The organism is Mesorhizobium prunaredense (assembly GCF_900156895.1).
GTDB lineage: Bacteria > Pseudomonadota > Alphaproteobacteria > Rhizobiales > Rhizobiaceae > Mesorhizobium > Mesorhizobium prunaredense.
The window spans coordinates 171,118-195,362 of the sequence record NZ_FTPD01000067.1; the positions used below are offsets into that span (position 1 = coordinate 171,118).

28 protein-coding genes, 1 tRNA gene and 1 pseudogene are annotated in these 24,245 nt (G+C 62.8%); 20 read left to right on the top strand and 10 right to left on the bottom strand.

What is annotated here, in order from left to right; genetic code table 11:
* The first annotated feature begins 350 nt into the window (after nucleotides 1-350).
* The 4 genes from BQ8794_RS30045 (at nucleotide 351) to BQ8794_RS30060 (ending at nucleotide 6,343) form a co-directional block, all read left to right on the top strand.
* Complete coding sequence (locus BQ8794_RS30045; RefSeq protein ID WP_077382718.1) at nucleotides 351-2,132, top strand: type I secretion system permease/ATPase; 1,782 nt, start codon at nucleotides 351-353, stop codon at nucleotides 2,130-2,132.
* A 59-nt stretch (nucleotides 2,133-2,191) separates the two neighbouring features.
* Entirely contained in the window at nucleotides 2,192-3,544 is a 1,353-nt protein-coding gene (locus tag BQ8794_RS30050) for an HlyD family type I secretion periplasmic adaptor subunit (protein ID WP_077382721.1), read from the top strand.
* Between the two features lie 371 nt (nucleotides 3,545-3,915).
* Nucleotides 3,916-5,631, top strand: a complete 1,716-nt coding sequence (locus BQ8794_RS30055; protein ID WP_077383478.1) for a hypothetical protein — start codon at nucleotides 3,916-3,918, stop codon at nucleotides 5,629-5,631.
* Between the two features lie 106 nt (nucleotides 5,632-5,737).
* Nucleotides 5,738-6,343: a helix-turn-helix transcriptional regulator gene (locus tag BQ8794_RS30060; RefSeq protein ID WP_077382724.1), complete on the top strand. Its 606-nt coding sequence runs from the start codon at nucleotides 5,738-5,740 to the stop codon at nucleotides 6,341-6,343.
* A 376-nt stretch (nucleotides 6,344-6,719) separates the two neighbouring features.
* On the opposite strand, the gene BQ8794_RS30065 is transcribed toward BQ8794_RS30060, so the two are convergent.
* Nucleotides 6,720-6,899, bottom strand: a complete 180-nt coding sequence (locus tag BQ8794_RS30065; protein WP_077382727.1) for a hypothetical protein — start codon at nucleotides 6,897-6,899, stop codon at nucleotides 6,720-6,722.
* A gap of 135 nt (nucleotides 6,900-7,034) precedes the next feature.
* Here BQ8794_RS30065 and BQ8794_RS30070 point away from each other — a divergent pair, with 135 nt between their 5' ends.
* Entirely contained in the window at nucleotides 7,035-7,295 is a 261-nt protein-coding gene (locus BQ8794_RS30070; RefSeq protein WP_077382730.1) for a hypothetical protein, read from the top strand.
* Between the two features lie 3 nt (nucleotides 7,296-7,298).
* The gene (locus BQ8794_RS30075) at nucleotides 7,299-7,559 is read left to right on the top strand and encodes a hypothetical protein (protein ID WP_077382733.1); all 261 of its coding nucleotides are present in this window, start codon (nucleotides 7,299-7,301) and stop codon (nucleotides 7,557-7,559) included.
* On the opposite strand, the gene BQ8794_RS30080 is transcribed toward BQ8794_RS30075, so the two are convergent.
* Nucleotides 7,556-8,269, bottom strand: a complete 714-nt coding sequence (locus BQ8794_RS30080; protein ID WP_077382736.1) for an SOS response-associated peptidase — start codon at nucleotides 8,267-8,269, stop codon at nucleotides 7,556-7,558. The two genes, BQ8794_RS30075 and BQ8794_RS30080, sit on opposite strands and share 4 nt — an antisense overlap.
* A gap of 282 nt (nucleotides 8,270-8,551) precedes the next feature.
* On the opposite strand from BQ8794_RS30080, the gene BQ8794_RS30085 reads away from it, so the two are divergent.
* The 4 genes from BQ8794_RS30085 to minE all read left to right on the top strand — a co-directional run bounded on the left by BQ8794_RS30085 (nucleotide 8,552) and on the right by minE (nucleotide 11,130).
* Nucleotides 8,552-8,989: a hypothetical protein gene (locus BQ8794_RS30085; RefSeq protein WP_077382739.1), complete on the top strand. Its 438-nt coding sequence runs from the start codon at nucleotides 8,552-8,554 to the stop codon at nucleotides 8,987-8,989.
* Nucleotides 8,990-9,156: 167 nt separating this feature from the next.
* Nucleotides 9,157-9,939, top strand: coding sequence for a septum site-determining protein MinC (gene minC, locus BQ8794_RS30090; protein WP_077382742.1), 783 nt, complete (start codon nucleotides 9,157-9,159; stop codon nucleotides 9,937-9,939).
* A 106-nt stretch (nucleotides 9,940-10,045) separates the two neighbouring features.
* The gene (gene minD, locus BQ8794_RS30095) at nucleotides 10,046-10,861 is read left to right on the top strand and encodes a septum site-determining protein MinD (RefSeq protein WP_023803856.1); all 816 of its coding nucleotides are present in this window, start codon (nucleotides 10,046-10,048) and stop codon (nucleotides 10,859-10,861) included.
* Complete coding sequence (minE, locus tag BQ8794_RS30100; protein ID WP_023803855.1) at nucleotides 10,858-11,130, top strand: cell division topological specificity factor MinE; 273 nt, start codon at nucleotides 10,858-10,860, stop codon at nucleotides 11,128-11,130. The genes minD and minE overlap by 4 nt, the downstream gene beginning before the upstream one ends.
* Before the next feature lie 154 nt (nucleotides 11,131-11,284).
* On the opposite strand, the gene BQ8794_RS30105 is transcribed toward minE, so the two are convergent.
* Entirely contained in the window at nucleotides 11,285-12,025 is a 741-nt protein-coding gene (locus tag BQ8794_RS30105; RefSeq protein WP_077382745.1) for a sulfotransferase family protein, read from the bottom strand.
* 293 nt (nucleotides 12,026-12,318) lie between these two features.
* On the opposite strand from BQ8794_RS30105, the gene BQ8794_RS30110 reads away from it, so the two are divergent.
* On the top strand, nucleotides 12,319-12,495 hold the full coding sequence (locus BQ8794_RS30110) for a hypothetical protein (protein WP_244555161.1): 177 nt from the start codon (nucleotides 12,319-12,321) through the stop codon (nucleotides 12,493-12,495).
* 279 nt (nucleotides 12,496-12,774) lie between these two features.
* On the opposite strand, the gene yghU is transcribed toward BQ8794_RS30110, so the two are convergent.
* Nucleotides 12,775-13,641, bottom strand: coding sequence for a glutathione-dependent disulfide-bond oxidoreductase (gene yghU / locus BQ8794_RS30115; RefSeq protein ID WP_077383480.1), 867 nt, complete (start codon nucleotides 13,639-13,641; stop codon nucleotides 12,775-12,777).
* 224 nt (nucleotides 13,642-13,865) lie between these two features.
* On the opposite strand from yghU, the gene BQ8794_RS30120 reads away from it, so the two are divergent.
* From BQ8794_RS30120 to BQ8794_RS30130, 3 genes are all read left to right on the top strand, one after another.
* Nucleotides 13,866-14,768: a S1C family serine protease gene (locus BQ8794_RS30120; protein WP_077382752.1), complete on the top strand. Its 903-nt coding sequence runs from the start codon at nucleotides 13,866-13,868 to the stop codon at nucleotides 14,766-14,768.
* A gap of 186 nt (nucleotides 14,769-14,954) precedes the next feature.
* Nucleotides 14,955-15,554, top strand: a complete 600-nt coding sequence (locus BQ8794_RS30125) for a YdeI/OmpD-associated family protein (RefSeq protein WP_077383482.1) — start codon at nucleotides 14,955-14,957, stop codon at nucleotides 15,552-15,554.
* Nucleotides 15,555-15,718: 164 nt separating this feature from the next.
* The gene (locus BQ8794_RS30130; protein ID WP_077383484.1) at nucleotides 15,719-17,836 is read left to right on the top strand and encodes an EAL domain-containing protein; all 2,118 of its coding nucleotides are present in this window, start codon (nucleotides 15,719-15,721) and stop codon (nucleotides 17,834-17,836) included.
* Between the two features lie 69 nt (nucleotides 17,837-17,905).
* On the opposite strand, the gene BQ8794_RS30135 is transcribed toward BQ8794_RS30130, so the two are convergent.
* The 3 genes from BQ8794_RS30135 to BQ8794_RS35260 form a co-directional block, all read right to left on the bottom strand.
* Complete coding sequence (locus BQ8794_RS30135) at nucleotides 17,906-18,235, bottom strand: GYD domain-containing protein (RefSeq protein WP_027155386.1); 330 nt, start codon at nucleotides 18,233-18,235, stop codon at nucleotides 17,906-17,908.
* Nucleotides 18,236-18,394: 159 nt separating this feature from the next.
* Nucleotides 18,395-18,577 carry a DUF3606 domain-containing protein gene (locus tag BQ8794_RS30140; protein WP_077383486.1) on the bottom strand — a complete coding sequence of 61 codons (183 nt, stop codon included), beginning with the start codon at nucleotides 18,575-18,577 and terminating at the stop codon, nucleotides 18,395-18,397.
* 462 nt (nucleotides 18,578-19,039) lie between these two features.
* Complete coding sequence (locus BQ8794_RS35260) at nucleotides 19,040-19,321, bottom strand: hypothetical protein (RefSeq protein WP_143744764.1); 282 nt, start codon at nucleotides 19,319-19,321, stop codon at nucleotides 19,040-19,042.
* A 12-nt stretch (nucleotides 19,322-19,333) separates the two neighbouring features.
* On the opposite strand from BQ8794_RS35260, the gene BQ8794_RS30150 reads away from it, so the two are divergent.
* Nucleotides 19,334-19,627 (top strand): hypothetical protein, encoded by a 294-nt coding sequence (locus BQ8794_RS30150; protein ID WP_077382755.1) that lies wholly within the window; start codon nucleotides 19,334-19,336, stop codon nucleotides 19,625-19,627.
* Nucleotides 19,628-20,169: 542 nt separating this feature from the next.
* Here the strand turns inward: BQ8794_RS30150 and BQ8794_RS30165 are convergent.
* Nucleotides 20,170-20,243 (bottom strand) — tRNA-Gln (locus BQ8794_RS30165).
* Nucleotides 20,244-20,369: 126 nt separating this feature from the next.
* Here BQ8794_RS30165 and BQ8794_RS30170 point away from each other — a divergent pair.
* Together BQ8794_RS30170 and BQ8794_RS35860 are read left to right on the top strand one after the other, a co-directional pair.
* Nucleotides 20,370-20,756 (top strand): ester cyclase, encoded by a 387-nt coding sequence (locus BQ8794_RS30170; RefSeq protein ID WP_077382764.1) that lies wholly within the window; start codon nucleotides 20,370-20,372, stop codon nucleotides 20,754-20,756.
* Between the two features lie 99 nt (nucleotides 20,757-20,855).
* Nucleotides 20,856-21,017: a hypothetical protein gene (locus BQ8794_RS35860; protein WP_167378899.1), complete on the top strand. Its 162-nt coding sequence runs from the start codon at nucleotides 20,856-20,858 to the stop codon at nucleotides 21,015-21,017.
* Here BQ8794_RS35860 and BQ8794_RS30175 read toward each other — a convergent pair.
* Complete coding sequence (locus tag BQ8794_RS30175) at nucleotides 21,014-21,487, bottom strand: Lrp/AsnC family transcriptional regulator (RefSeq protein ID WP_077382767.1); 474 nt, start codon at nucleotides 21,485-21,487, stop codon at nucleotides 21,014-21,016. The genes BQ8794_RS35860 and BQ8794_RS30175 overlap by 4 nt on opposite strands.
* Nucleotides 21,488-21,767: 280 nt before the next feature.
* Between BQ8794_RS30175 and BQ8794_RS30180 the strand changes: the two genes are divergently transcribed.
* Complete coding sequence (locus BQ8794_RS30180) at nucleotides 21,768-22,202, top strand: DoxX family protein (protein WP_077382770.1); 435 nt, start codon at nucleotides 21,768-21,770, stop codon at nucleotides 22,200-22,202.
* A 53-nt stretch (nucleotides 22,203-22,255) separates the two neighbouring features.
* On the opposite strand, the gene BQ8794_RS30185 is transcribed toward BQ8794_RS30180, so the two are convergent.
* Nucleotides 22,256-22,561 carry a hypothetical protein gene (locus BQ8794_RS30185; RefSeq protein ID WP_077382773.1) on the bottom strand — a complete coding sequence of 102 codons (306 nt, stop codon included), beginning with the start codon at nucleotides 22,559-22,561 and terminating at the stop codon, nucleotides 22,256-22,258.
* Between the two features lie 471 nt (nucleotides 22,562-23,032).
* Here BQ8794_RS30185 and BQ8794_RS36915 point away from each other — a divergent pair, with 471 nt between their 5' ends.
* Together BQ8794_RS36915 and BQ8794_RS30200 are read left to right on the top strand one after the other, a co-directional pair.
* Nucleotides 23,033-23,458, top strand: coding sequence for a hypothetical protein (locus BQ8794_RS36915; protein WP_244555162.1), 426 nt, complete (start codon nucleotides 23,033-23,035; stop codon nucleotides 23,456-23,458).
* Nucleotides 23,418-24,056 (top strand): annotated as a pseudogene (locus BQ8794_RS30200) (terminase large subunit domain-containing protein); the annotation flags it as partial. The gene BQ8794_RS36915 and the pseudogene BQ8794_RS30200, both read left to right, overlap by 41 nt.
* Nucleotides 24,057-24,245 lie beyond the last annotated feature (189 nt).

Here is a 24,245-nt window from a genome sequence, read left to right on the forward strand (position 1 = left end):
CCCAGGCTCCATGTCCGACACGGTAGCGAAGGAAAGATGGGAAGAATACAAAAGCTACAAGGCACGTTTCACGAAAATTGGTGAAACAGACACGAGAATGGGCCTACCGCCATGCAGCTGTCGCTAGCAGGGCATCTCACATCCGTAGGATGGGTCCTCCAAGGCTTTGAAAGGGCGAGTCTTTTTCGACCTCACGCCTGCCGGATTTTCGGTGAGGCGAGAACCACCCATGCTCGGCGTCGCCGTGCGGCGGCTGGCCCCGGCGCCCCGATCTCGGAGGATATCCCCATGGTCAGCTTGCCAAACTTTGGTGCCGCGACCTTTATTCCCGGTGCGCCGATCGATAGATCATGCGCAAGACAATGACTCCGGGCAACGAACTGAGGACAGCGTTCCGGCGGTGTGCCGGCGCGCTGCTCAGCGTCGGTATCTTTTCGGGCATCATCAACATCCTAGGTCTTACGGGCTCGCTCTATATGCTGCAGGTGTACGACCGCGTTCTGCCGTCCAGTAGCGTGCCCACGCTCGTCGGGCTGACGGTGGTCATGGTCGGGCTATACGCGGCCTATGGGCTGCTCGATTTCGTGCGTTTGCGGCTTCTCGTCCGCATCGGCAACCGACTTGACCGGAGTCTGCGCCAACAGGTTTTTGCCATGTCCCTGCTGCTGCCGCTGAAGACGGGGCACGAGGGGAACCGCATCCAGCCGATCCGCGATCTCGACCAGATTCGGAGCTTTGTCTCCGGGACAGGGCCGACTGCGTTGTTCGACTTGCCATGGATTCCGGTCTACCTCGTCATCATCTACATGCTGCATCAGTCGCTCGGTATCCTCGCGACACTCGGGGCTGCATCCATCGTGTTCCTCACGTTACTAGCCGAGATCCTTGGCCGCACCCCGGCAAGACGCGCGATGGAATCAGCGATCGCCCGTTCGTCCTATGCCGATGCCGGACGACGCAATGCCGAAGTCATCCGGGCCATGGGCCTCTCCAACCGGTTCGGCAGGCTGTGGGGTGAACAGAGCCGGCACTTCCTCAGAGATCAGCGGAAGATTTCAGACGTCGTTGGCTTTACCGGAGCAATGTCGCGGTCGTTGAGGATGGTGCTGCAGTCCTTGATGCTCGGGTTAGGAGCCTATCTCGCCATCATCGGCGAGGCATCCGCGGGCGTGATCATCGCTTCCTCGATCATGCTCGCCCGGTCGCTCGCTCCGGTCGACATCGCGATCGCCAACTGGAGGGGTTTCAACTCGGCCCGCCACTGCCATGCGCAACTCAAAAGGACCTTTCAGTCCTTTGCGAGCATCCGGGAACCGATGTCGTTGCCGCGCCCGCGACACAGCCTCTTGGTCGAAGGGCTGACGGTCGCCGTACCTGGCCAGCAGAAGCCGATCATCAACAATGTGACTTTCCAGCTTGCGGCAGGCGCAGGACTCGGAGTGATCGGTCCCTGCGCCTCGGGCAAGTCCACTCTGGTCAGGGCACTGGTCGGCGTATGGAGCCCGCTACGGGGCGCGGTCCGGCTCGACCATGCGGCCCTCGACCAATGGGACATCGAGGATCTCGGCCGCGACATCGGCTATCTTCCCCAGGATGTCGAACTGTTCGACGGCACGGTCGCCGAGAACATTTGCCGTTTTGACGAGGACGCCGAGCCCAAGGCCATCCTCGCTGCCGCGGAAACTGCAGGTGTCCACCATATGATTCTTCGGCTGCCCAACGGTTTCCAGACCAGGGTGGGAGAGGCCGGCACTGCGCTCTCGGCGGGGCAGCGTCAACTCGTCGGGCTGGCCCGCGCGCTCTACGGCGAACCGTTCCTCGTGGTGCTCGATGAACCCAATTCCAATCTGGATTCCGACGGCGACGTGGCCCTGGCAACTGCGATCCACGCGATCAGGCAGCGAGGCGGGATTGCCGTTGTGGTGGCCCACCGTCCGTCGGCACTTGCCAATCTCGACCAGCTGCTTGTCATGGCCGGGGGAACAGTGCAGGCCTTCGGCCCCAAAAACGCGGTGCTCGCCGACGTAACGAGGCGGGCGGCGGAAGCGACCGCCCAATCCCAGCGCAAGCCAGATGTGCCGTTAGCCAAGGACGGCACTTCGACGGTCGTGCCGCTTCACGACCGACGGTGAGTGAGATGCCAGCCGTCTTCATGCAAAGACTTGCTACCCGACACGGATGAGCCGTCTAAATGCTTGAACCGGCCCAATCCTCTAGACCGACGCACTCCGCGCTTCGCAAGTCCGCACCAACCTCCGGAGAGAACGACGGTATAGGCGCCAACGTCTTGCTCGGACTTTCGGTTTCTGCACTGCTCGTCGGAGGTGTAGGCGTGTGGGCAGCCAAGACGACACTTGCCGGGGCCGTCATCGCCGCGGGAACTGTGGTCGTGGAAAGCAATGTTAAGAAGGTACAGCATCAGGAGGGCGGTATCGTCGGCGAAATCTTGGTCCGCGAAGGTGACCGCGTCAAAGCAGGTGAGGTTGTGCTCCGCCTTGATGGGACGATGACGCGCGCTAATCTGCAGATCATCCGCAAGCAGCTCGACCGCACAGTCGCACGCCTGGCGCGGCTCGATGCCGAGCGTCTGGGTCTGTCTGAGATGAAACTGCCGGCAAGCCTCGAGATGCGAGTGAGCGAGCCGGAAATGGCGGTTCTGGCGGCTGGCGAGCGGGCGCTGTTCGAGAGCCGGTCAAGGTCCCTGGCCAGCCGGAAAGGACAGATCGAGACGCGCGCCGGACAGTTCGAGCGGCAGATCGAAGGTCTCAAGGCGCAGCAGCGGTCAGTGGAAAAATCACTTGCGCTGGTAAGGGACGACCTGGTTGCCATCGAAGGGCTGCACGAGAAGAAGATCGTCTCGATGGAACGCCTCACCAATCTGCGGCTCGAGGTGTCCCGCCTCGAAGGCGAAGGCGGGCGTCTTGCGGCGGCCATCGCCGAGATCGCAGGCAAGATCAGCGAGACCAGGCTGCAGATCCTGACGCTCGAAGAGGAGACGCGCAAGGAGGCGACCACCGACCTGCGCGAAGCCGAAGGCGAGGAAGCCGAACTGGTCGAACGCAAGATCGTGGCAGAGGACCAGCTGGCCCGCATCGATGTCCGCGCGCCGCAGTCCGGCATTGTCCAGGAACTGGCGGTGCATACAGTGGGCGGCGTGATTGGTACGGGCGAAACCGTCATGCTGATCGTTCCCGCCGCCGACGGGCTTGTCGTCGACGCGCGGATCGCGCCGGCCAGCATCGACGATGTCGAACCCGGCCATCCCGTATCGATCAGATTCTCGGCATTCGACGCCAATACCACTCCGGAATGCAAGGGGATCGTCAAGCGGGTGTCGGCCGACCTCATCAAGGACGTTGATGCGAAACTGGACTACTTCATCGCAAGGGTCGCCATCCACGACGAGAAAGCCTGCTTGCCGGGGCCAAGGCGTCTGTCGCCAGGCATGCCGGCCGAGGTCCACATCCAGACGGGCGAACGCAGCGTATGGTCCTATTTGATGAAGCCGCTGTCGGACCAGTTTTCCCGAACGTTCAGAGAATAGCCGCGAATTTCTCGGCGGCGGATGCTGCTGCAGCAAAGTAAGACTGCCGATGGCTGGCCGAGAGCCCCGGCATGCCCGTCATTCGGCCAAGCTCAGTTCGTTGTGCAAAGACCACACGCTGTTCCCGGCACACACTGAAGCCGCGATGAAAGAGGCGGAGCCGCGGCGCGGTGGCCCCGCCCCGCAGCTGCCGCTGGCAGGGCATCTCACATCCGTAGGACGGGCCGTCCAGGGCTCTGAAAGGCCTAGTCTTTTTCCACGTCACGCCTGCCGGATTTTCTGTGGGCGGGAACCACCGCATGTTCGGGGTCGCGGCGGGAGCGGCCGACCCACGGCGCGCCCGCGACGCGATCCATCTCGGAGGACATCCCATGGCCATCCTGCCCAACTTCGGTGCCGCGACCTTTATTCCTGGTGCACCGATCAACAACCCGTACCTCCCGCTGATCCCCGGCCACGTGTTGAGCTATCAGGGCGACGAAACCGACCCCGTGACCGGCGAGGTCACGACAGAGCGTAACGACCTCTTCACCACCTCTGCGACCTTTGAGGTCCGGGGGGTCGCGACCACGGTGATCCGCGATACGGTCTACGAGAACGACCTGCTCATCGAGGACACCTTCGACTGGTACGCCCAGGACACTGCGGGAAACGTCTGGTACTTCGGCGAAATCGTGATCAACTATGAATACGACGACGAGGGCAATTTTATCGGCGTCAATCACGACGGCGAATGGTCGGCCGATGATCCGGGCAACCAACCGGGCTGGGCCATGAAGGCGACCCCGGAGTTCGGCCCGGCCTACTACCTCGAACATGCGCCGGGCATCGCCGAGGACGAGAGCATCATCGCCGAGACGGGGCTCAGCATCGATACGCCCTTCGACCACTATGACAACGCGATCAAGATCATCGACAGCTCCGCCCTCTCCACCGGCATCGAGAACAAGTTCTACGCCCCCGGCGTGGGCGAGATCACCGAGGTTGCGTTGGCGCCGGACGGAAGCATCAAGACAAAAGTCGACCTCTATCGCACTGGCGATGTCGGTGCGCAGGATCCCGATGACTCGGACGACGTCGTGCCAGAGCTGTCCAAGCTTCACGAGGGCAAGGCAGTGAAGAATCTGGCCGAGGTGCGCGACCTCGACGCCGACGATTTCACCGGGACAGGTGCTGCGAAACAGGTCACGGTGATCGGCGGCGAGACTGACAGCGCCGACGCGCTCGGGGCCTATTTCTTCGATGCGGCGACCGGAGCGATCAGCGAGGCCCGAATTCTGTTCACGGATCTCTCTGCGGCAGCGCCCGGCGCCTCGATCGCCGTCGAAGTGCCGGAAGGCCAGACGCTCGGCCTGTTCCTGGTGCGCGGCGTCGACGAGATCGGCGTCGATCTGGAGCAGTTCACCGACGGTGGTTTGCATCTCACAAACCTCCTGACGGGAGCGCCGGGCAGTATCACCGATCTTTTTGCCCCCACTGTCATGGACGATGAAGGGAACATCCTGCCGATCCAACCATTGAGCGCGTTCGGGGCCGATGACGGCACCAACCTGCTGAACCCAGCCGGCAGCCTGCAGGCGATCGGACTTTCCTCGAAAGCGCAAGAGGCGAGCGGGATCGAGATCATCGGCTTCGAGGACCGGCTGAACACCAGCCCCGACTACGATGGCGATTTCAATGACGCGATCGTCGCGGTGAGCGAGGCGCCGATCGCGGCCACCACGCTCGGCCATCTTCGCCGTGAGGCCCATGGCACCGAACGAGTTGCACTGGACGACGACCGGCCGGGTCGCGGCGGCGGGGACGGCCTTGACGCCGGCGGATGGGGCGCAGACTGGTTCGAAGGCAGGAACGGCGCCGATACCTTCCGGTTTTCCGCCACGGCGTTCGGGGCCGACCGGCTCGCGGATTTCGACGCTGTCGAGCCCGCCGATTTCGCGGCAGGCTTCGATTGCGCCGCGCTCGATACGAACAATGATGACGGCTTCGCGGAGGGCGACCCTGACGTGACCGTCGGCGGGGGCGTGGAGAACCTGCTTGCGAGTGTAGCGTCGCTCGGCGCCAATGCCGACTTCTTCATCACCTGACCGATACCCGCCGCCCGTCCGTTGCGCTGCGCGGCGGACGGGCGCAAAATGGAGGCGACATGGGGAGCGGGGGTGCCTCGCCGCAACGCGAGCTCGGGAGACAACCATGGACTGGACCAAGGGACGCGGCCGGTTGATGCTGATAGCGGGTGCAGTGGGAGCCTTCGCGCTGCTGCTAGGCCTAGAGGCGTTGAACGAAGAGGAGTTGATGGTCACGGACCTCTTGAAGGAGGCTGTGGGCATCGCCCTTCTCGTCGGCTGCTCGACCTGCGTTGCGCTCCTGTCCTCGCGCCTGCGGGAGCAGCAGGCGGAAAGCTTCGACCTGCGCGACGAGATCGCGCGCATCCGCGAGCGCGACACGCACTGGCGGGCCGACCTCGCCCACCATTTCCAGGAGCTCGGCGCCGCCATTCAGCGCCAGTTCGCTGCCTGGGGTTGCACACAGGCGGAACAGGAGGTCGGGCTCCTGCTGCTTAAGGGCTTCAGCCACAAGGAGATCGCGCGAATCCGGGAAGCCAGCGAGGCGACTATTCGTCAGCAAGCGACCGCCCTCTACCACAAGGCTGAGCTCTCGGGCCGCGCGGCGCTCTCCGCCTATTTCCTGGAGGACTTGCTGTCGCCGCCAGGGCCGGCGCCGCAGTCCCGGGTCCGCGGCAACGGCCCTGACCATCTCGAGATGTCCAAGGTGGCTGGGCGCATCGTTTCAGGCTGAGTGACGGCCGCCTGGACGTTGGTGTTCACGTCCTAACCGCACGACCGGAGCAGCAATGGTCGGCACTGCAGTAGGGCTGGCGATAGTGGCGCCGGTCACCGCGATCGAGAACACCTGAGATACCTTGCCTGCCATGTTGAATCGCTTGGCTTCCATGTCCGGAAGGTCACAGGCAGCAAGTCAGCAATAATTGAGGAACGCCACCGGCGGCACATCGTAACGACCCCATCGTGCCCGAAACTGGCCCGTCGAACGAGCGAGCTGGAAGGACTGAAGTTGCGCGAAGCGGACTTTCACAGACGACCGTTTCTGGCGCAAAGCCGACCTTCGAACGGCACGATTGAACACGCGTCCTGCTGCCGTCATCTCTGGGCGCTTAGCGCGTCGCTCGGCGTGGTGACGACAGGGCATCAAGCCGATCCTGCAGATGCCCGTTCAGCACGATCATCTCCTTGAGCGCCTTCACCGCATCGCCCTTGTGCTGGGCGATGAACTTGTCGGCGATGGCGTGAAGGGCGGCTTCCTGGCGGCTGTCCAGCGTCACGATGTTGTCCATGGCTATGCCTCCAACAGTTTCTGTTCAAATTGAACAAAACGGGAACAAAAATGTCAAGCGTGAATTGACTCGGCGAGGAATGTCTTCCTATTTGTCAGAGGTGGGGCGGTTGCTCACAAATTGAGGAGAGCCGCGATGGGCAGACGAAATAGCCGGTTCGACAGGCTGTCGGCGAGGCATGCCGAGGCGATCATCAGCGACGCTCTCAGCCTGCGCAAGACGGTGCTTTCGTCGCAGCTGCATCTGAAAGCGCATGGCCAGCTGTTTTGGCAGCTTTGCGGGCTTGTCGAAAAATTGCATGAGGTGATGGCCAGCGTAGCGGAGAAGGAGCCCGATTATCGGATGCCGGATCTCGGCCTGCTTCCGCTTCCCGAGGATTATTTGACTCGGAAATGAGCCATGGCCGGGCCGATGGACAGCGTTGGACGTGCCGCGAAGGCCAACATGCTGCTGATCGTCGAGTGCGGCCACTGCTACCATGTCGGACGTTTTCGGGCCAACGACGTGGCCAAGGTGGTGGGCTGGAACAAGCCGCTGGAGACCATCCGGTTCAGGTGCAAACGATGCAGCCGCAAGGACACCACCGTGCGCACGCAGTTCGTCGACCAGGATCATCCGCCGAAGGGCTACATCTGGGTGCTGCAAAAATTCAAGCTTTAGAACAGCGAACCCTGTAGCGGCGCCTGTGGCGCCTGCGGCGGAAACTTTATCTGCGTCGCCGGCTTGTCGACAATCACCAGCGCGTCGTCTGGTGCCGTGCGCTGCAGGTGCCTGGCTTGCGACCACGGCGCGCTCAGCCAGGTCTCGGTTTCCTCCTGCGTGGTCAGGATCACGGGCATCGCCTTCTCGTGGATCGGCGCGATCAGGGCGTTGGGCCTGGTCGTCAGAAAACCGTAGAGCTCGAACTCGCCGGGGCCGTCCTTGACCTTGCGCACGCCTTGCCAGCGCGTCCACAGGCCGGCGAAGAAGAACAGCGGCCGCGCCTCGTTCAGCGCAAACCAGTAGTTTTTCTGGATACCGGTATCCGGGTCCTTGTCGCCCGGCGTTGGGCTCGGTTCGGCAAAACTGGTGAGCGGCACCACGCAGCGGTTCTCGACGCCGAGATATTGCTGCCAGTGGCCATATTGCGGGTTGCGGATGTTGGTGGTGCCGTAGTCGGCCTTGCCCTTCACGCGCTCGATCGGCGTCGGCATGCCCCACAGCAGGTTGGCCAGTTCCCGCTCACCGTCCGGCGCATTGCGCACCACCGGGCCGGGCTGGTTGGGGTAGATGTCGATGGAGGGCTCGAGATTGCCGAGACTATCGCGCAAGGCGCGGGTCCACTGGCGGATCGCTTCCTGGCTGGTGGTGATGTTGTAGAGGTTGCACATGTCGAGCCCTCAGCGATGTTCAGGCATCTTGTGGGAAAGGGCAGGTAATTTCCAGCGCTGTCCGCTCGGCTGCTGACACGCTACCCCAGCCACCACCAAAGCGCCGCGATCACCGCCGCCATCCCCGGCGATCGATCGCGGCAGAAGGATACTTCCGTGCGCAGCGGCGAACCGCGGGCTCGGCTTACGCAACGCAGACCGCTTGCGCGCGTTCTACCCATTAGGAGGAGCATGGCGATCTGACAGCGGGTCTCATGCGCTCACAATTGGAGGCAAATCACGATGTCCAAGTTCAAAGATGCCCTTGACCGCGGCAAGGAAGCTCGCCGTGAGCAGGAGGAGAAGGTCGGCAATCAGAAGGCCGAGGCGGTGGACTTCGGCGCGCAAGCCAGGGCCTGGCTAAACGACGTCGTGGTTGCGTCGCTGGAAACGGCCAGGGCTGACGTGGCAGGCGAGGTGGCGGTCGAGATGGACACCGCGCCACGCCGCCAAGCCAAAGCATCAACACCATCTATTCGGTTCAGAATCTACAGGAAGCGGGGAACGGAAAAGGAGGTGGCTGGAAGGGCGTTCACGGTCAACGTTCAGCTGAGTGGACAGGTGTCGGTCTCTTCGCCCGGGATGGTGGCGAGAGAAGTGGGAAACATCGGGGATAGGGCTGACGAGCGGTTCTCTAGCTTGCTGGCGGAACTGATCGAGGACGCAGCGAAGGGTATTTAGTCAGCAAGGTGTCGAGGAAGGGCAGGCAATTTCCAACGCTGTCCGCTGGCTGCTGACACGCCGGGCCTGTCAGTAACAGCTTTCCGGATGCCGCAAGCACCCCCTCCGTTAACCTTTCGTTAACCATGGCTGGCTAGCGTTTACCTATCAGTAAGGAATCGCTGTCCGTGACCTTCGCCGCCCCCGTCGAGACCAAATCCATTCGCTTTCGCGCCCGCTCCTTCGTCGCTTTCACACTCACCCCGGAGACGCCGCTTTCGGAGTGGCTGGAAAGCCTCGACCGCTGGATCGGCAATTCTCCCGGCTATTTTGCCGGCCGCCCGGTGGTGCTCAACCTCAACACGTTGAAGCCCGCGGTCAGCCAGATCGAAGCGCTGGTTGCCGAGCTTGGCCTGCGCGGCATCCGCATCTATGCCATCGAGCTCGACGGCAACACGGTGCTTGAGCCCAGTCTGCCGCCTGTGCTGATCGGCGCCAAGGAGGCCACAGCCGGGCTGCTGATGCAGGCCGATCAAAAGGCTGCCGGCAGGCCGGAAGAGGCGGGCAGGGCGGAAGAAGGCAGGGCGGAACCGGGCAAGCAGTCAGAAGACAGGCAGCCAGAAGACAGGGTGCCGGACGCGCCGGCCACGCTGATGGTCAAGACGCCGATCCGCTCGGGCCAGTCGATCTTCCACGCGCATGGCGATGTCATCGTGCTGGGCTCCGTCGCCTCCGGTTCCGAGATCGTCGCCGCCGGCTCGATCCACGTCTACGGCACGCTGCGCGGGCGGGCGTCGGCGGGTGTGCTCGGCCATTCGGCGGCGCGCATCTTCTGCCGCAAAAACGAGGCCGAACTGCTGTCGGTCGACGGCTGGTATTGCACCGCCGAGGAGATGGAGCCGGCCTTGCGTGGCAAAGCGGTGCAGGCGTTTCTGGAAAAAGACACGCTGCGCATCGCGCCGTTCAGCTAATGCTGTTACCCGAAAGTACGCAGTTATTTTGGAATAAAAACAAAGACTTAAGCGCATAACATAAATCGAACGATTAGACAATACCAACAACAATAAGGAGGCATAGATGGGCAAAGTTGTGGTGGTCACCTCGGGCAAGGGGGGCGTCGGCAAGACGACCTCGACGGCCGCCCTTGGCGCCGCCGTCGCGAGAACCGGCAAGAGGGTGGCGCTGGTCGACTTCGACGTGGGTTTGAGGAATCTCGATCTGATCATGGGCGCCGAGCGGCGGGTGGTGTTCGACCTGGTCAACGTCATCCAGGGAACGGCCAAGCTGTCGCAGGCGCTGATCCGCGACAAGCGGGTCGAGACGCTGTTCCTGCTGCCGGCCTCGCAGACGCGCGACAAGGATGCGCTGACCGAGGAGGGCGTCGGCGAGGTGATCGAAAAGCTGAGCTCGGTGTTCGACTACGTCTTCTGCGACAGCCCGGCCGGCATCGAGCGCGGCGCGCAGCTTGCCATGCGCTTTGCCGACGAGGCGGTCATCGTCACCAACCCGGAAGTCAGCTCGGTGCGCGATTCCGATCGCATCATCGGCCTGCTCGACGCCAGGACCGTCAAGGCCGAGCGGGGCGAGCAGATCGCCAAGCATGTGCTGGTGACGCGGTATGATGCGGCGCGCGCGGCGCGCGGCGAAATGCTCTCGATCGACGACGTGCTCGAGATCCTGTCGACGCCGCTGCTGGGCATCATTCCCGAGAGCCAGGACGTGCTCAAGGCCTCCAACCTCGGGTCGCCGGTGACACTCAGCGATCCGACCAATTCAGCCGCCCGCGCCTATATCGAGGCGGCCAAACGGCTTGAGGGCGAGGACCTGCCGGTCGTCGTGCCGTTCGAGCGCAAGGGCTTTCTCGACCGGCTTTTTGGAAGGAGGGCAGCATGAGCCTGTTAGACCTCTTCAAGCGGCGCGGCAGCGCGCCGGTGGCGCGCGAGCGGCTGCAGGTGCTGCTCGCCTATGAGCGCCGCAACCGCAGCCAGCCCGATCTCGTCTCGGTGCTGCGCGAGGAGATCATGGCCGTCATCGCCAGGCATGTGCAGATCGACCAGGATTATCTGCAGGTCTCGATGGATCGCGGCGAGACGATGTCGACACTGGAGATCGACATCCAAATCCCCAACAAGAGCGCAAGGCCGCTGGCGATGTCGGCCTGAGCGGCGGTGAGGTGTCCTTTCTCCCCGTCACTATACGGGGAGAAATGCCCGGCAGGGCAATGAGGGGCGGCGCCGACATCGACAGTGGTCATCCCAACACCCGGTTGGAGCCATTTTTTGTCTGAAGCGATTGCCTGGCGTTATCTCCTGGCCACTACCCCAGCCACCACAAAACCCCGCCCAGCACCGCCACCACCCCCGCGATCGACAGCCCGAGCATGATGTAGGATCCCTTGATGACGTCGCGGATCACCTTCTTGACGCTTGAGCGGTCATTGAGGTTCGGGAACGGCTCCTGCGGTTCCGCCACGCCGAGAAAGCGGCACAACGGCCCCCAGCCTTCGGTCACCGTGAACACCAGGAGCTTTTCCGGCGGAACGGCTGCCTTCACCTCATCGGTGTAGGCGTTGTAGCGTGCGATCGCGCGCTCGCGGTCGTCCATCACGCCGGCCAGCACGCGGCCCCAGATCAGCTTGCGCGACATGTCGCCGAATTTTCGGCCGAACGGCGTCAGCCACTCCAAAATCTTGAACTGCCAGAGATTCTCGGTGAAGTAGATCGTGTCGATCGTGCTGTCGTACCAGCCTTCGGCGCCGCGCGGGTGGAGCGTCAGCAGCACCTTGGCGTCAGGGTATTCGGCCAGCAACTCCCGCCACACGCAGCAGCCGGGATTGTCGACCGTCGCCGTGTAGTTGGCAAACACCCGGTCCCAGTCGTGCGGCGTGCCGGGCTTGCTGTTCGCTACCTTGCGCCAGAAATCGAGGTGGCCCTTGTTGGCCTTGTTGAGGATCACTTCCTGCATGTGATAGCAGGGAAGGCCGAGCCTGTTCAGCGCGGCAAAGGTCGACCATGTGCCGGTGCGTCCGAACCCCGCGCCGATTACCTTGAGCGCCATGTCATCCCCCATTCCCCTTGGACTGATATTCTTGTTTTATCGCAGTCCGTAGCGCCTACGTTGCGCCTGGAGCGCCCGGCACGCAACAAATTTCCATCGTGTCTTCCCTCGCTAGATCAGCTCTTTCGAATGGAACAGCACCAGCCAGGAAGCGTCTCAATCATAGGTTGTGTTAAGCATGGGCACATTTCCGATCCATTGCTACTTGCGCAACCATCAAAAGGGTGAAAACGTTGGTCCGGGGTAAATGGGCAAGGGTGGTCGTCGCTGCTGTTAGAGGCTCCGGGGCGGCCTTGAAAAACGATGAATTTTCCACAGTTCCTGGTGGCGATGACGGCCGCGTCATTCGTCGTGGCGCTCTCGACTTTTTTGGCAACGGGTTCAATCTGGAAGGCGCTGGGCTGGGCGGTCGTTGCCTTGATCGTTCTGCAGGTTGGATATTTTTTGTCCGTCGTCCGGCTGATCTATAGGGCCGAACGAAAGACACACAGGTGACCGCGACCCGCGAGTACTGGACCGTCGAGACGGCATGCGGTTTCGAGATTCAGGTCGGCCAGCACCAATATAAACATGCCTAGACCATAATGTTCATAGATAGACAGTATGGTCTAAACCGCTTGAAAGCGGACATGTTCGGTTCTGGAAATGTGCCTTGGACGTTCCATTACTTTAGTCAATCAGTATATATGTTCGTGTGCATATGCCTGATACTGCGCAGCGCGTCATCCGCTCCAGCTCGGTCGCTCTGATCACTCCGCCGCCAGTCTGTCCTGCGTCCTGGTGTCGAAATCGCTGGCCTCGTGGCGCTCGTGCAATTGCATCGCCGGCTCGCCGAAGGCGCGGTTGACCATGCGGCCGCGCTGCACCGCCGGCCGTGCGTCGATCGCGTCGGCCCAGCGCTGCACGTGCTTGTATTCCTGCACCGACAGGAACTCGCCGGCGTCGTTGTACATGCGGCCCTTGGCCAGCCCGCCATACCAGGGCCACACGGCGATGTCGGCAATCGTGTAGGCGTCGCCGCCGAGATATTCGCTTACCGCCAGCCGCCGGTCGAGCACATCCATCTGGCGCTTCACCTCCATGGCGAAGCGGTCGATGGCATATTCGAACTTTTCCGGAGCATAGGCGTAGAAATGGCCGAAGCCGCCGCCGAGATAGGGCGCCGAGCCCATTTGCCAAAACAGCCACGACAGGGTTTCTGCGCGCGCCGGCTGCTCGGTCGGCAGGAATTCGCCGAATTTTTCGGCCAGATGCAGCAGGATCGAGCCGGATTCGAAGACGCGGATCGGCTTCGGTCCGCTGCGGTCCATCAGCGCCGGGATCTTGGAGTTGGGGTTGACCTCGACGAAGCCGCTGCCGAACTGGTCGCCGTCGTTGATCCTGATCAGCCAGGCGTCATATTCGGCGCCTTTGTGGCCGCGCGCCAACAGCTCCTCCAGCATGATCGTCACCTTCACGCCATTTGGTGTCGCCTGCGAGTAAAGCTGCAGCGGATGCTTGCCGACCGGCAGCTCCTTGTCATGCGTCGGGCCCGCGATCGGCCGGTTGATGCTGGCGAAGGCGCCGCCATTTTCCTTGTTCCAGGTCCATACTTTCGGCGGTGTGTAGTCGTTCATCTCGGGAGGCCTTTTGATGTGAGCGGGGAGGGTCTTCGGGAGCATCAGCATAGATACAGGTAGTGCACGCTGCGGGAAGTTCAACTTGTGTTGAACTATTGTCGATGTCGGCAGCGCAAGCCTGCGCGATTGCATCCGGCCCTTGCGCCTCGTCGCATGCGCCATAGCTATAGAAGATACCGGCCCTCTGAACGGTCGTCGTGAATATGGCCAGGATTGAGAGCATGACCATCGATACGATTTTGCGGTCCATCGTGACGGTGCGCGCCTCGATCCCGGATGATGCCTTCACCGCGAATGCGCTGGGCACCAGCCGGGAAGGCAGCGGCGTGGTCATTCGCGATAACGGTCTGGTGCTCACCATCGGCTACCTCATCACCGAGGCGGAAGAAGTCTGGCTGACCGACCACAACGGGCGCGTGGTTCCCGCGCACGCGCTCGCCTACGACCAGGAAACGGGCTTCGGCCTGGTGCAGGCGCTGGCGCCGCTCGGCCTGCCCGCGGTGGCTTTCGGCGACGCGGGCAGGGCGATGGCCGGCGACCCGGTGGTGCTCGCCGACGGCATCGGCCAGGCGGTCAGTGCGCACATCGTCACCAAGCAGGAATTCGCCGGCTATTGGGAGTATCTGCTGGACGAGGCGATCTTCACCGCGCCCGCTCACCCGTCATGGGGAGGTGCGGCACTCATCGGGCAGGACGGCAGGCTGCTCGGCATCGGTTCGCTGCGCCTGCAGATGAGCCGCGCCGGCGAGATCGCCGATATCAACATGGTGGTGCCGATCGACCTGCTGCCGCCCATCCTCGACGATCTGCTGACACGCGGCCAGGTTGCCAAGCCACCGCGCCCGTGGCTCGGCGCCTTCTCCGCCGAAAGCAATGGCGAGGTCGTGGTGATGAGCGTCGCCGAAGGCAGCCCGGCCGCCGAAGCCGGCTTGCGCCAGGGCGACATCATCTCGGATGTGCGCGACGGCGAAGTCGACGGGCTCGCCGATTTCTACCGCAAGCTGTGGCAGAACCCGGCGGGGGCGGAGATCCCGCTGCGGGTTGTGCGCGACGGCCGCGAAACCTGGCTGCGCGTCAAGTCGGCCGACCGCAACAGCTTTCTCAAGAAACCGCAGCTGCAGTGAAGCTCCCCCCTTCTCGGATCCTTCTCGGGCGGGGACAGCGACGTTGCCAATCTCCCCCACAAGGGGGGAGATCGGCAGCTTCGCTGTCCTGCAAGCCTTGCAACGAGGTTGCCGTTGCTCCATTCGATCGGCGCTAAGCAGCGACGAGGAGGAAACGATGATGACCGCAAAAAGCGAGACCCGCTGATGGCGCCGGTCGAGGTCGACCCCGCCAAGGTCCGCGAATTCAGCGATGGCGAAAGCTTCTACACCTGGCTCGGCAAGCATCACGACACCGAGACAGAAGTCTGGATCAAGATCCACAAGGTCGGTTCGGGACTGCCTTCGATCACGCCCAAGGAGGCCATCGACGTCGTGCTGTGCTGGGGCTGGATCGATGCCGTGCGCAAGGGCCTCGACGACAAGAGCTATTTGCAGCGCTACACGCCGCGCGGCAGGAAGAGCACCTGGAGCCAGATCAACGTCGACAACGTCGCCCGGCTGATCGAGGCGGGCCGGATGACCGAGCATGGGCTCAAACAGGTCGATGCGGCGAAGGCCGACGGGCGCTGGGTGCGCGCCTATGGAAGCGGCAAGGACATGAAAATCCCCGCGGATTTGCAGGCGGCCATCGACGCCGAGCCCAAGGCCAAGGCGATGCTGGCAAGTCTCAGCGCGCAGAACCGCTTCGCGCTCGCCTTCCGCATCCACAACATGAAGACCGAGGCTGGGCGCAAGAAGAAGATCGCTGCCTTCGTCGAGATGCTGAAGCGCGGTGAGACGATCTACCCGCAAGGGAAGAAATGAGGGCTGGCGCCGTCGCGGCTGTGGCTGCTATTGCCGCAAAGTTCCCCTCCCTGTTGTGGGAGGGGTTAGGGGTGGGGTCCTCTTCGCAAAGCCGCTGCGCAGTAACGGTTTCTTCTTTGCTTTTGCCGCACAATGGCCGCGATGGGGCAGGCGAAGTCCAGGACATGGCCGACAACAAGGATCGCAACGGAGAGTTCTGGGAGCTGGCGCTCGAGCGCGCGCATCTTGGCGTCTGGGACTGGGATCTCAGGAGCGGCGACTGTTTCTACTCGGCGATGTGGTTGCAGATGCTCGGCTATGGCGAGGGTGAGCTTGCCGAGACAAGCGATCTCTGGTTGCAGCTGACGCATCCCGACGATCGCGAACGGGCGGTGGCCAGCGGCGAACGTCACATTGCCGGCCTGACCGATTCGATCGAGACCGAGCTCAGGCTGAAGCACAAATCCGGTCACTGGGTATGGGTTCTCGATCGCGGCGGAGTGGTCGAACGCGACGCGGAAGGGCGGCCGGTCAGACTGATGGGCGTCCAGACCGACATCACCAAGCAGAAGCAAGCGGAAGCAGAGCTCGAACAGGTCAACGTCCGCTTTCGCCTGGCATTGGCGGCCAGCGGCACCGGCATCTGGCACCACGATCTCGCCGCACGCAAAAGCTACTGGGACAAGCGCACGCGAGACATCTACGGGCTTGTCGCCGACACCGACGAGGTGTCGCAAGACCTCTGGCACAGCTACCTGCATCCGGACGACCGGGCCGACGCCGAGCGGGCCCACCTGGCACCGCTGCAAAGCCAAAAGGTCGTCGCCGTGCAGTACCGCATCATCAAGCGGGACGGCGAAATCCGACATCTCGAATCGCTGATACGGTTCGCCGACGCCCAGTCGTCGGGCCAGATCCTGGGCACGGTGCGCGACATCACCGAGGCGAAGCAACGCGAGCAGGAACTTGCCCATGCGGCCCGCCATGACGCGCTGACCGGCCTTTTGAACCGCGCCGCATTCGACCGGCTGCTGGCCGAGCACATCGCAACGGCGCGCCGGCTCGCGGTGTTCTACGTCGATCTCGACTACTTCAAGGCACTGAACGACTTCGCCGGCCACGCCGCCGGCGACCTTGCCCTGAAGCGCGTCGCCGAGGGCATTCTGGGCTGTCTGCCGCCGTCGGTGCATGCCGCGCGCCTCGGTGGCGACGAGTTCGCGCTGCTGGTGCCTGATTGCGACGCAGCGCAAGCCGAGCGTCTCGCCGGCGCCGTTCTCGCGGCGGTTCGCGACGCCGACCTCGGCTCGACGGCGACGTCGCGCAAGCTCGCGGCCAGCATCGGCATCGCCTTTGTCGCCGATGCGAATACCGCCGTGGCCGACGCGCTCGCCTGCGCCGACGACGCCTGCTATGCGGCCAAAGCCGCCGGGCGCAATCGCTTCGCGGTGTTCTCGCCCGAGACGACATCCGGTTCCAGTGGCCTCAATGCGGCGCGGCTGGCCGCCGACACCGTCGACGCCATGGCGGACGGAAGGCTGAAACTGTTCGGCCAGGAAATCCACCAGCTCGGAAAACCCTGGCAAGAAAGCCGCCATGTCGAGGTCCTGGCGCGGCTCGCCGGCCGCAACGGGCGGCTGATCCCGCCGGGCGAGTTCATCCCGGCGGCGGAGCGGTTCGGCGTCGCCTCGCGGCTCGACCGCTGGATCATCAGGACGGCGCTGTCGCTTCATGGTCCGGCGCTGAAGTCCGGGGCACTCACGCTCGGCTTCAACCTGTCGGCGCAGACGCTGAGCGACCCGCAGCTTTGGGATTTCGTCGACGCCGTCATCGCTGAGACCGGGGCGCCGCATTCCGGCATCGGCTTCGAGATCACCGAAACCGCCGCGGTCACCAATTTCGCAGCTGCCGAACAGTTCGTCGGCAAGGCGCGCGAGCGGCGCTGCCGCGTCAGCCTCGACGATTTCGGGGCGGGCATGAGCTCGTTCGAATATCTCCGGCGCTTTCCCGTCGACACGATCAAGATCGACGGTGCGTTCATCGAGCATATTGCCGATAGCCGCTTCGACCGCGAAATCGTCTCAGCCATATCCGGCATCGCCAGGAGCCTCGGTTGCTCCGTGGTGGCGGAGAAGATCGAAGCGCAGGATGCGCTCGACATCCTCGCGGATATGGGCATTGCCTTCGGCCAGGGATTTCTGCTGCACCGGCCCGAGCCGCTGCAAGCGATCGTGGCGCGGGCGTGCGAGACCCGGGTGAGCGCGACACGGGCGAGCGCGCAGGCGCCAGCCGGACGGCGAGCCTAGCCCGGGTCTCTCCGGGCTAGCCGGGCGAAAAGTCCGCAAAACCGGTCCGGCGCCTTGATGCGCGACTGGTCAGGACTTTCCCGGCGGGCGATAGCGGACCGACTTCGCCTTGCCAAGGGCTTGCATCGTCTCTTCGACACTCAGGAGAACGGTGGTCTCGTACGAGCTGAGCGCTCCTCCCGCACCAATGGCAAGCATGACAGATGCCATCGAAACGTTGTCGGGCGCCTCCCACAGGTTCCAGCCATCGTGCTCTCCGAAGCCGTACCAGAACCCGTGCAGCTTTCCGCCCACCGATTCGATGTAGGTGCGGGCTGCCTCGCGTCTATCCTCGGGGTTTTCGATCAGGCGCGCCCAGGTCTCGGGCGTATAGCTGAATCGTGAGAGATACATGGGCATGGTTCGCCTCCAGAGCCGCCGATCCCCAGCGGCTCGGCGTCGAGGGGATCGAGGGAGGGGCTGGCGCCGAGCCTGACCGGCTTAGTTCACCGGCTGACAAAATATGCGCTCAGGCTAATATAATCGCAACTCCTATCCTGCAGCCGCCGCCGATGCGGATCAGGCGTTGCGGCTCGCCATATGCGCGTCGAGCTTCTTTCTCGAAGGCCCGTACCGCTTGATGATGGTCGCGGCCTCGCTCGGCGGTATGCCGTATTTTTTCGCAAACGCCGCTACATCGTAAGGCTCCTCGCCGGCGGCCGGTTTGCGGTCCTGCTTGCTCTTGGATTTGTCGTCGGCCATGTGGTCCTCCGTCATATCTGGTGGTTATAGGGTCGCTTGGTCGCCCGGCCATCCTTGCCAGCGTCAACCGTGAAGGCGAGGCTCTGTTCCATCAAAGTCTAACGACTGGGAAAGCGCACTGGAAAGCACGTGCGGTAACAGTTGGTTCAACCATTGCTGGTATTTTAGAGGAGTGTGGTAGCGGCTCCGACAGTGGTGCGGGGAGACGAATTGCCGGAGCCGCCTGCGCAGCCCTTGGGGTTGACCGCGCTGTCCCAGAATAGGACGGCGCGGTCAACGGTTCGTTAAAATGTTCCGGAACTAATTAAGAGCGTGCTAATTGCGTCGCGGGTTTGCGAGTCAATGCATGCGTTTGAAGTTTGTCCCGCCCTAATGCCGACCTTGGTTGAGAAGCCTCCCGAGGGTGACAACTGGCTTCACGAGGTCAAGTTCGACGGGTATAGAACGCAGATCGTCAAGTCCCTAGGCGCTGCCGTCCGTCTCGCTTTCCTCGTCGATCGTTCGGACTGGCAGATAGGCGTTTGTCTCCAGCCATTCGCGGAGCACGATTTGAATGAGATCCGCCCGGCCAATTTTCATTTCAGCCGCGATGGAGTTGAGAGCGTCCTCGGTTGCGGGCTCCAGCGGCACGCCGTCAGTTCGCACGGGGCGGGCGGTTTGCTCCAGTCCGGAATTCCGATTTGGAGGCCGCCATTGCACAGCTGCCCTGCGACATGCGAGTTTGTCAACCAAATGGCTCATCATGGGAGTCTCGTCATGTCCATTCGCCGGATTGCGTTGACCTCGGCAGCGGTCACGCTTGCCTTCACAACCCTCGCCCAGGCCAGGCCGGACACCCGCGCCATGACCTGCCAACAGACGCAGGCGCTAATCCAGAGCCATGGCTCGGCGGTGCTGACCACCGGCCCGAACACCTATGCCCTCTACGTCCGCCGGTACAGCAATGCGTGCGACTGGTCGGAAATCCCAGCGGTAGGGTTTGTGCCGACGCGCGATGGCCAGTGCTTGGTTCATCGATGCAGAGAGCCGCTCTACACTCCTCCCGGCTGACGGTGACGAGCATAGCTATTCTGCTGCGCCTTTCGGCAGGTAGCCCTTTTCCCGCAGATACGTGGTCAGGATCTTCTCGACTATCGATGACACAGACCGCATGTCATCCTTCGCCGCTTCCTCCAGAGCATTTTTCAACCCCTGTTCGATGCGGAGCGAAATCGGAGCCGTCCTGACCATGGTGTGCGAAGCTCAAATTCGACTGCAGCCGCTGCAAACCGACGGTGATAATCACGCTGCTCGAAGTGCATCCCGAGCACCTGGCAAACAGAAAGGTTCCTCGGGCGGAACTTCTACGACCACGACAACGACCACGCCCAGCACTGATCAGGAAACTGACACAACCACCACCAGCGGCACGAACCCGAACTCGGCCAAGGATTGCGCACCTGGCCAGCAGACCGGCAGCGCGCAGGAGGCCGCCCCTGGTCAGCAGGACACGGACGCCAAGACCGCCGCCCCCGTCATCATAGCTTAGGAGCTTGCGGTAGGCCAAATATTGGACAGTTTGGCGAGAAAATCATCTAAGTTATTGAAATTCCTGGTTCCCGCTCATGGGCTCGAACCACGATTCACGCCTTCAAAGGGCGCTGTCCTACCATTAGACGAAGCGGGAATAGAGGAAGTGAACGCTGTCTAACACTTTCTCATCCGCGCATGAAGCCGCTTCATGCCGTCATCTGCTTGAGCATGTGAGACACTGCCCTTTCAGCAGGGCCTTGTAGAGATAGGAGCAATCGCCGTGATTAAAACCGACCTCTCCGACGTCTACCGAGACTACATCGCCTGCCTGAATAAGCAGGACTGGCCGAAGCTGGGGCAGTTCGTTGATGATGAGGTGATCCACAACGGCCGGCGGCTCGGGTTGTCAGGTTATCTCGAAATGCTGGAGAGAGACTTTGCTGACATTCCGGACCTTTATTTCAACGTCCAGATGCTGATTTCCGATCCGCCTTATATAGCGAGCCGGCTCGGGTTCGACTGCACGCCGAAAGAAAGGTTCCTCGGCCTCCCTGTAAATGGGAGGAGAGTTTCCTTTGCCGAGAATGTTATCTATGAATTTCGCAACGAAACAATTGTAGAAGTATGGTCTGTTATAGACAAGGCTGCCATCGAAGCTCAGCTTTAGCGCAAGCATGCTCGGCCATGAGTGTCGTTCCACGTTCCGATATGAACCACGATATGAACAATGGCAGCTGCCTGTCCACCGCCGGTCAAGGACCCGGCCTTGACGCCTGAACACGCTGCCCCAGATTACGCGGCGGAGTTTTTAGAAATGCGATACGACTGGCAGGGGCGCAAATTCCTGGAACGGCATTTCGGCATTGTTATCGCAATTGGCCTGGCTGCAGGGCTGTCGGCCCTGGCCGCGCTGGGCTACACGCCTTAAGCTTCCTGCTGCGCATGCCCCACGGCATTGGCGAAAGAAATGTCATCCTTGATCTCGCGCATCGCCATCGAGGTGATCGTGCGGCGCACGCCGGGCAGGCGGCTGAGCTCGACGCGCAGCATCCTGTCCAGCGCCATCATGTCGACCGTCACGATCTGCAGGAGATAGTCGGCCTCGCCTGTGGTAGCGTGGCAGCGCCGGATCAGCGGATGCGCCTGGACGGCGGCCTCGAAGGCTTCGGAGAGTTCGAAATCGATCGACACCTGGATGGAGGCTTCGATGCCGAAGCCGAGCTTGGCCGGGTCGACCCGCGTCGAGTAGCCGCGGATGATGCCGGCGTCCTCCAGCGCCTTGACCCGCTTCCAGCACGGTGTCTTGCTTAAGCCGACCTCGTCGGCAAGCACTGCGAAGGAGGTGCGCGCATCGCGCTCCAGCGCCGCGACGATCTTCCGGTCGACGGCATCCAGCATGACCGACCGCTGGAGCAGCCAGTATGGGGCTGTGCGGGCACCGATCAGCCACCACGCGGCCGAGTAGATCCAGGCTTGGTTCCTCGCCCCGCGCGAAGCGGGGGGAGAGGTGGCCGCCCACGGGTCTTGCCTTTGGCAAGCCCGAGGACAGGCTCCGCGGCCGGAGAGGGGCCTTTTCTTTGCAGGCGCTGTCTCAGCCAGTATTCTCAGGGGATGATGTCGGGTTTGCGGCTGGTGTAACGTCCTTGGGGCGAAACCGGTCGCAACCCTGGAGGACGTCATGTCGTTGGAACCCGCTCAATCACCGGCTCAACCGCCGTGGCAGATCGCGGCAATCCTGATTGGCCGCTTGATCTTCGCGGCCGTCTTCCTGATGGCGGTGACCTTCAAATTCATCGACATGGGCGCCACCGCGGGCTACATCGCCGCCGCCGGATTTCCGTTCCCGCTGGTTCTGGCCTGGTGCGCGGCGGTGCTCGAAGTGGTGCTGGTGCTGTGCTTCCTGACCGGCGCCTTCTTCTCGCAGGCCGCTCTTGTCGCCGGCGCCTATGTGCTGTTCCTCGCCTTTGCCTTCCACGGGCCGTCGCACTGGGCCGGAAACCAGGCCGAGTTCGGCTTTTTCGTCGATCATTTCACCTTCCTGGCCGGGCTGCTGTTTGCAGCCGTGCATGGCCCGGGCCGTGTGCTGACCTGGAAGCCTGCACCGGCCAGATGATCGTAGTTCGGCTGGCAAGCGGCGTTCCGACCGGACGGTGGGCGATCGCGACGTCACATCTGGTCGTTGTAGGGTTCCTTCATCCGGCCGACCATGCGCGCCAGTTTGGAGAAGGACGGCATGTCCGCCTCCGGCTGACACTGGTTCGCCAGTTCCAGCAGCCGGATCGGGAAGTTGACGGCATCGCGGCTCGACGCCGACATGCCTTCGGAGCGCTCCTCGCTGGTCTCGCTGGCTTCGGCCTTGCGCAAGGCGATGTCTATCTCTTCGACTGTCAGCACGCCCTTGCGGACAAGCACCTGATTGATCGATGCGACGGCCATCAGCAGGCCCTCGAGTTGCAGATTGGCGACATTCATGGCTTTGCTCCCATTGGCAAAATTGCAAACGCGCGAGCGCCGGTTCCGATCCGGACAGCCTGCACCATATCGCGGCGGGCGGCCGAATTTTAGGCCGGCCCGAGATTTCGCTTGCTTTGTGACGGCAGCTATGCTAGGAATATAGTCATGGTGCTGATTTGCGCCAACGACCCGCCCGACCGAGGCGGGTTTTTTATATCAAGCCTTCTCGAACGTTTGTGCCTGTGTTGCCGATATCAATGTCGGCGGGACAGCGCCCCCCTCTGTCCTGCCCTCTTTGCCAAAACTTGGCATCTCCCCCACTTGGGGGGAGATCGGCTGTTGCATCGTTTCGCCAATCGTCTGCCTTGCAGGACGAGCGCGGCGAGTGAAGCTGCCAATCTCCCCCCTTGTGGGGGAGATGGCCGGCAGGCCAGAGGGGGGCGCGAAGGAACGCGACGCGCGATGTCGGCCGGGACGGCGGGGTAGGGCATGGCCGAGAATCCTTTCGACGACGAACCGGCTGATGTGACCGAACCCAGGCCTTCCCGCCGGCCGAAGCGAGCGAAAAAAACGCTGGCCGATGGTTTTCTGGAAGCCATCCGCGCCGATTTCCGGGCGCATGGCGCCGGTGTCATCGCCGAGGTCCGCACCGAAAAGCCCGATCAGTATCTGAAGATCGTGCTGTCGGTGCTGCCCAAGGACCTGCATCTCAACATCAACAGTCTGGAAGCACTGAGCGATGACGAAATCAGGCAGCGCATCCGCGGCCTCGAAGCCGTCCTGCGGCCGTTTCTCGAAAAGTCTGGCGTCGCAAGACAGGGTCTCGCAAGACCAGGCCTCGCAAAGCCGGGCCGCGACGGCGAAGACCGAGTATCTGAGCCTGCTCAGGGAATTGGACCGGAGGCGGCGCACTAACCAGCTTGCCGGCTACCGGCCTTACCCGCGACAGGCCGAGTTCCATGCGGCTGGCGCTGCCAACCGAGAACGCCTGTTCATGGCCGGCAACCAGCTCGGCAAGACAAGGGCCGGCGGCGCCGAATGGGCGATGCACCTCACCGGCCGTTATCCCGAGTGGTGGCAAGGCAAGGTTTTTGACACGGCCGTGCGGCTGTGGGCGGCCGGCGTCACCGCCGAGGGCACGCGCGACAACCCGCAGCGCATCCTGATCGGCCCGCCGCAGCAGCCGGCGGCGTGGGGCACCGGCATGATCCCGGCCGACGCCCTTGTCAGCACCATCATGGGGCGCGGCGCGCCGCATGGGCTGGACAGCGTCGTCGTGCGCCATGGCGGCGGCGGCGATGTGCAGGCCGACGAATCGGTGCTGTCGTTCAAGAGTTTTGAGAAGGGCCGCGAAAAGTGGCAGGGCGAAACGCTGCACGGCGTCTGGTTCGACGAGGAACCACCGCTCGACATCTATTCCGAAGGCCTGACCCGCACCAACGCCACCGGCGGCATCACCATCGTCACCTTCACGCCTTTGCTCGGCATGTCGGAAGTGGTGTTGTTGTTTCTGTCGGCGGAAGAGGTGGCGGGAATGGGGAGGTGAGCTGGTTTTTGGGAAGGAAAGCTTTCGCTTCCGCTCACCCGTTGCGTTCCTTCGCGCCCCCCTCTGTCCTGCCGGACATCTCCCCCACTTGGGGGGAGATTGGCAGCTTCCGCGCCCCGATTGCCTACAACCGTTGGAGATTGGCGAAAGCCAATG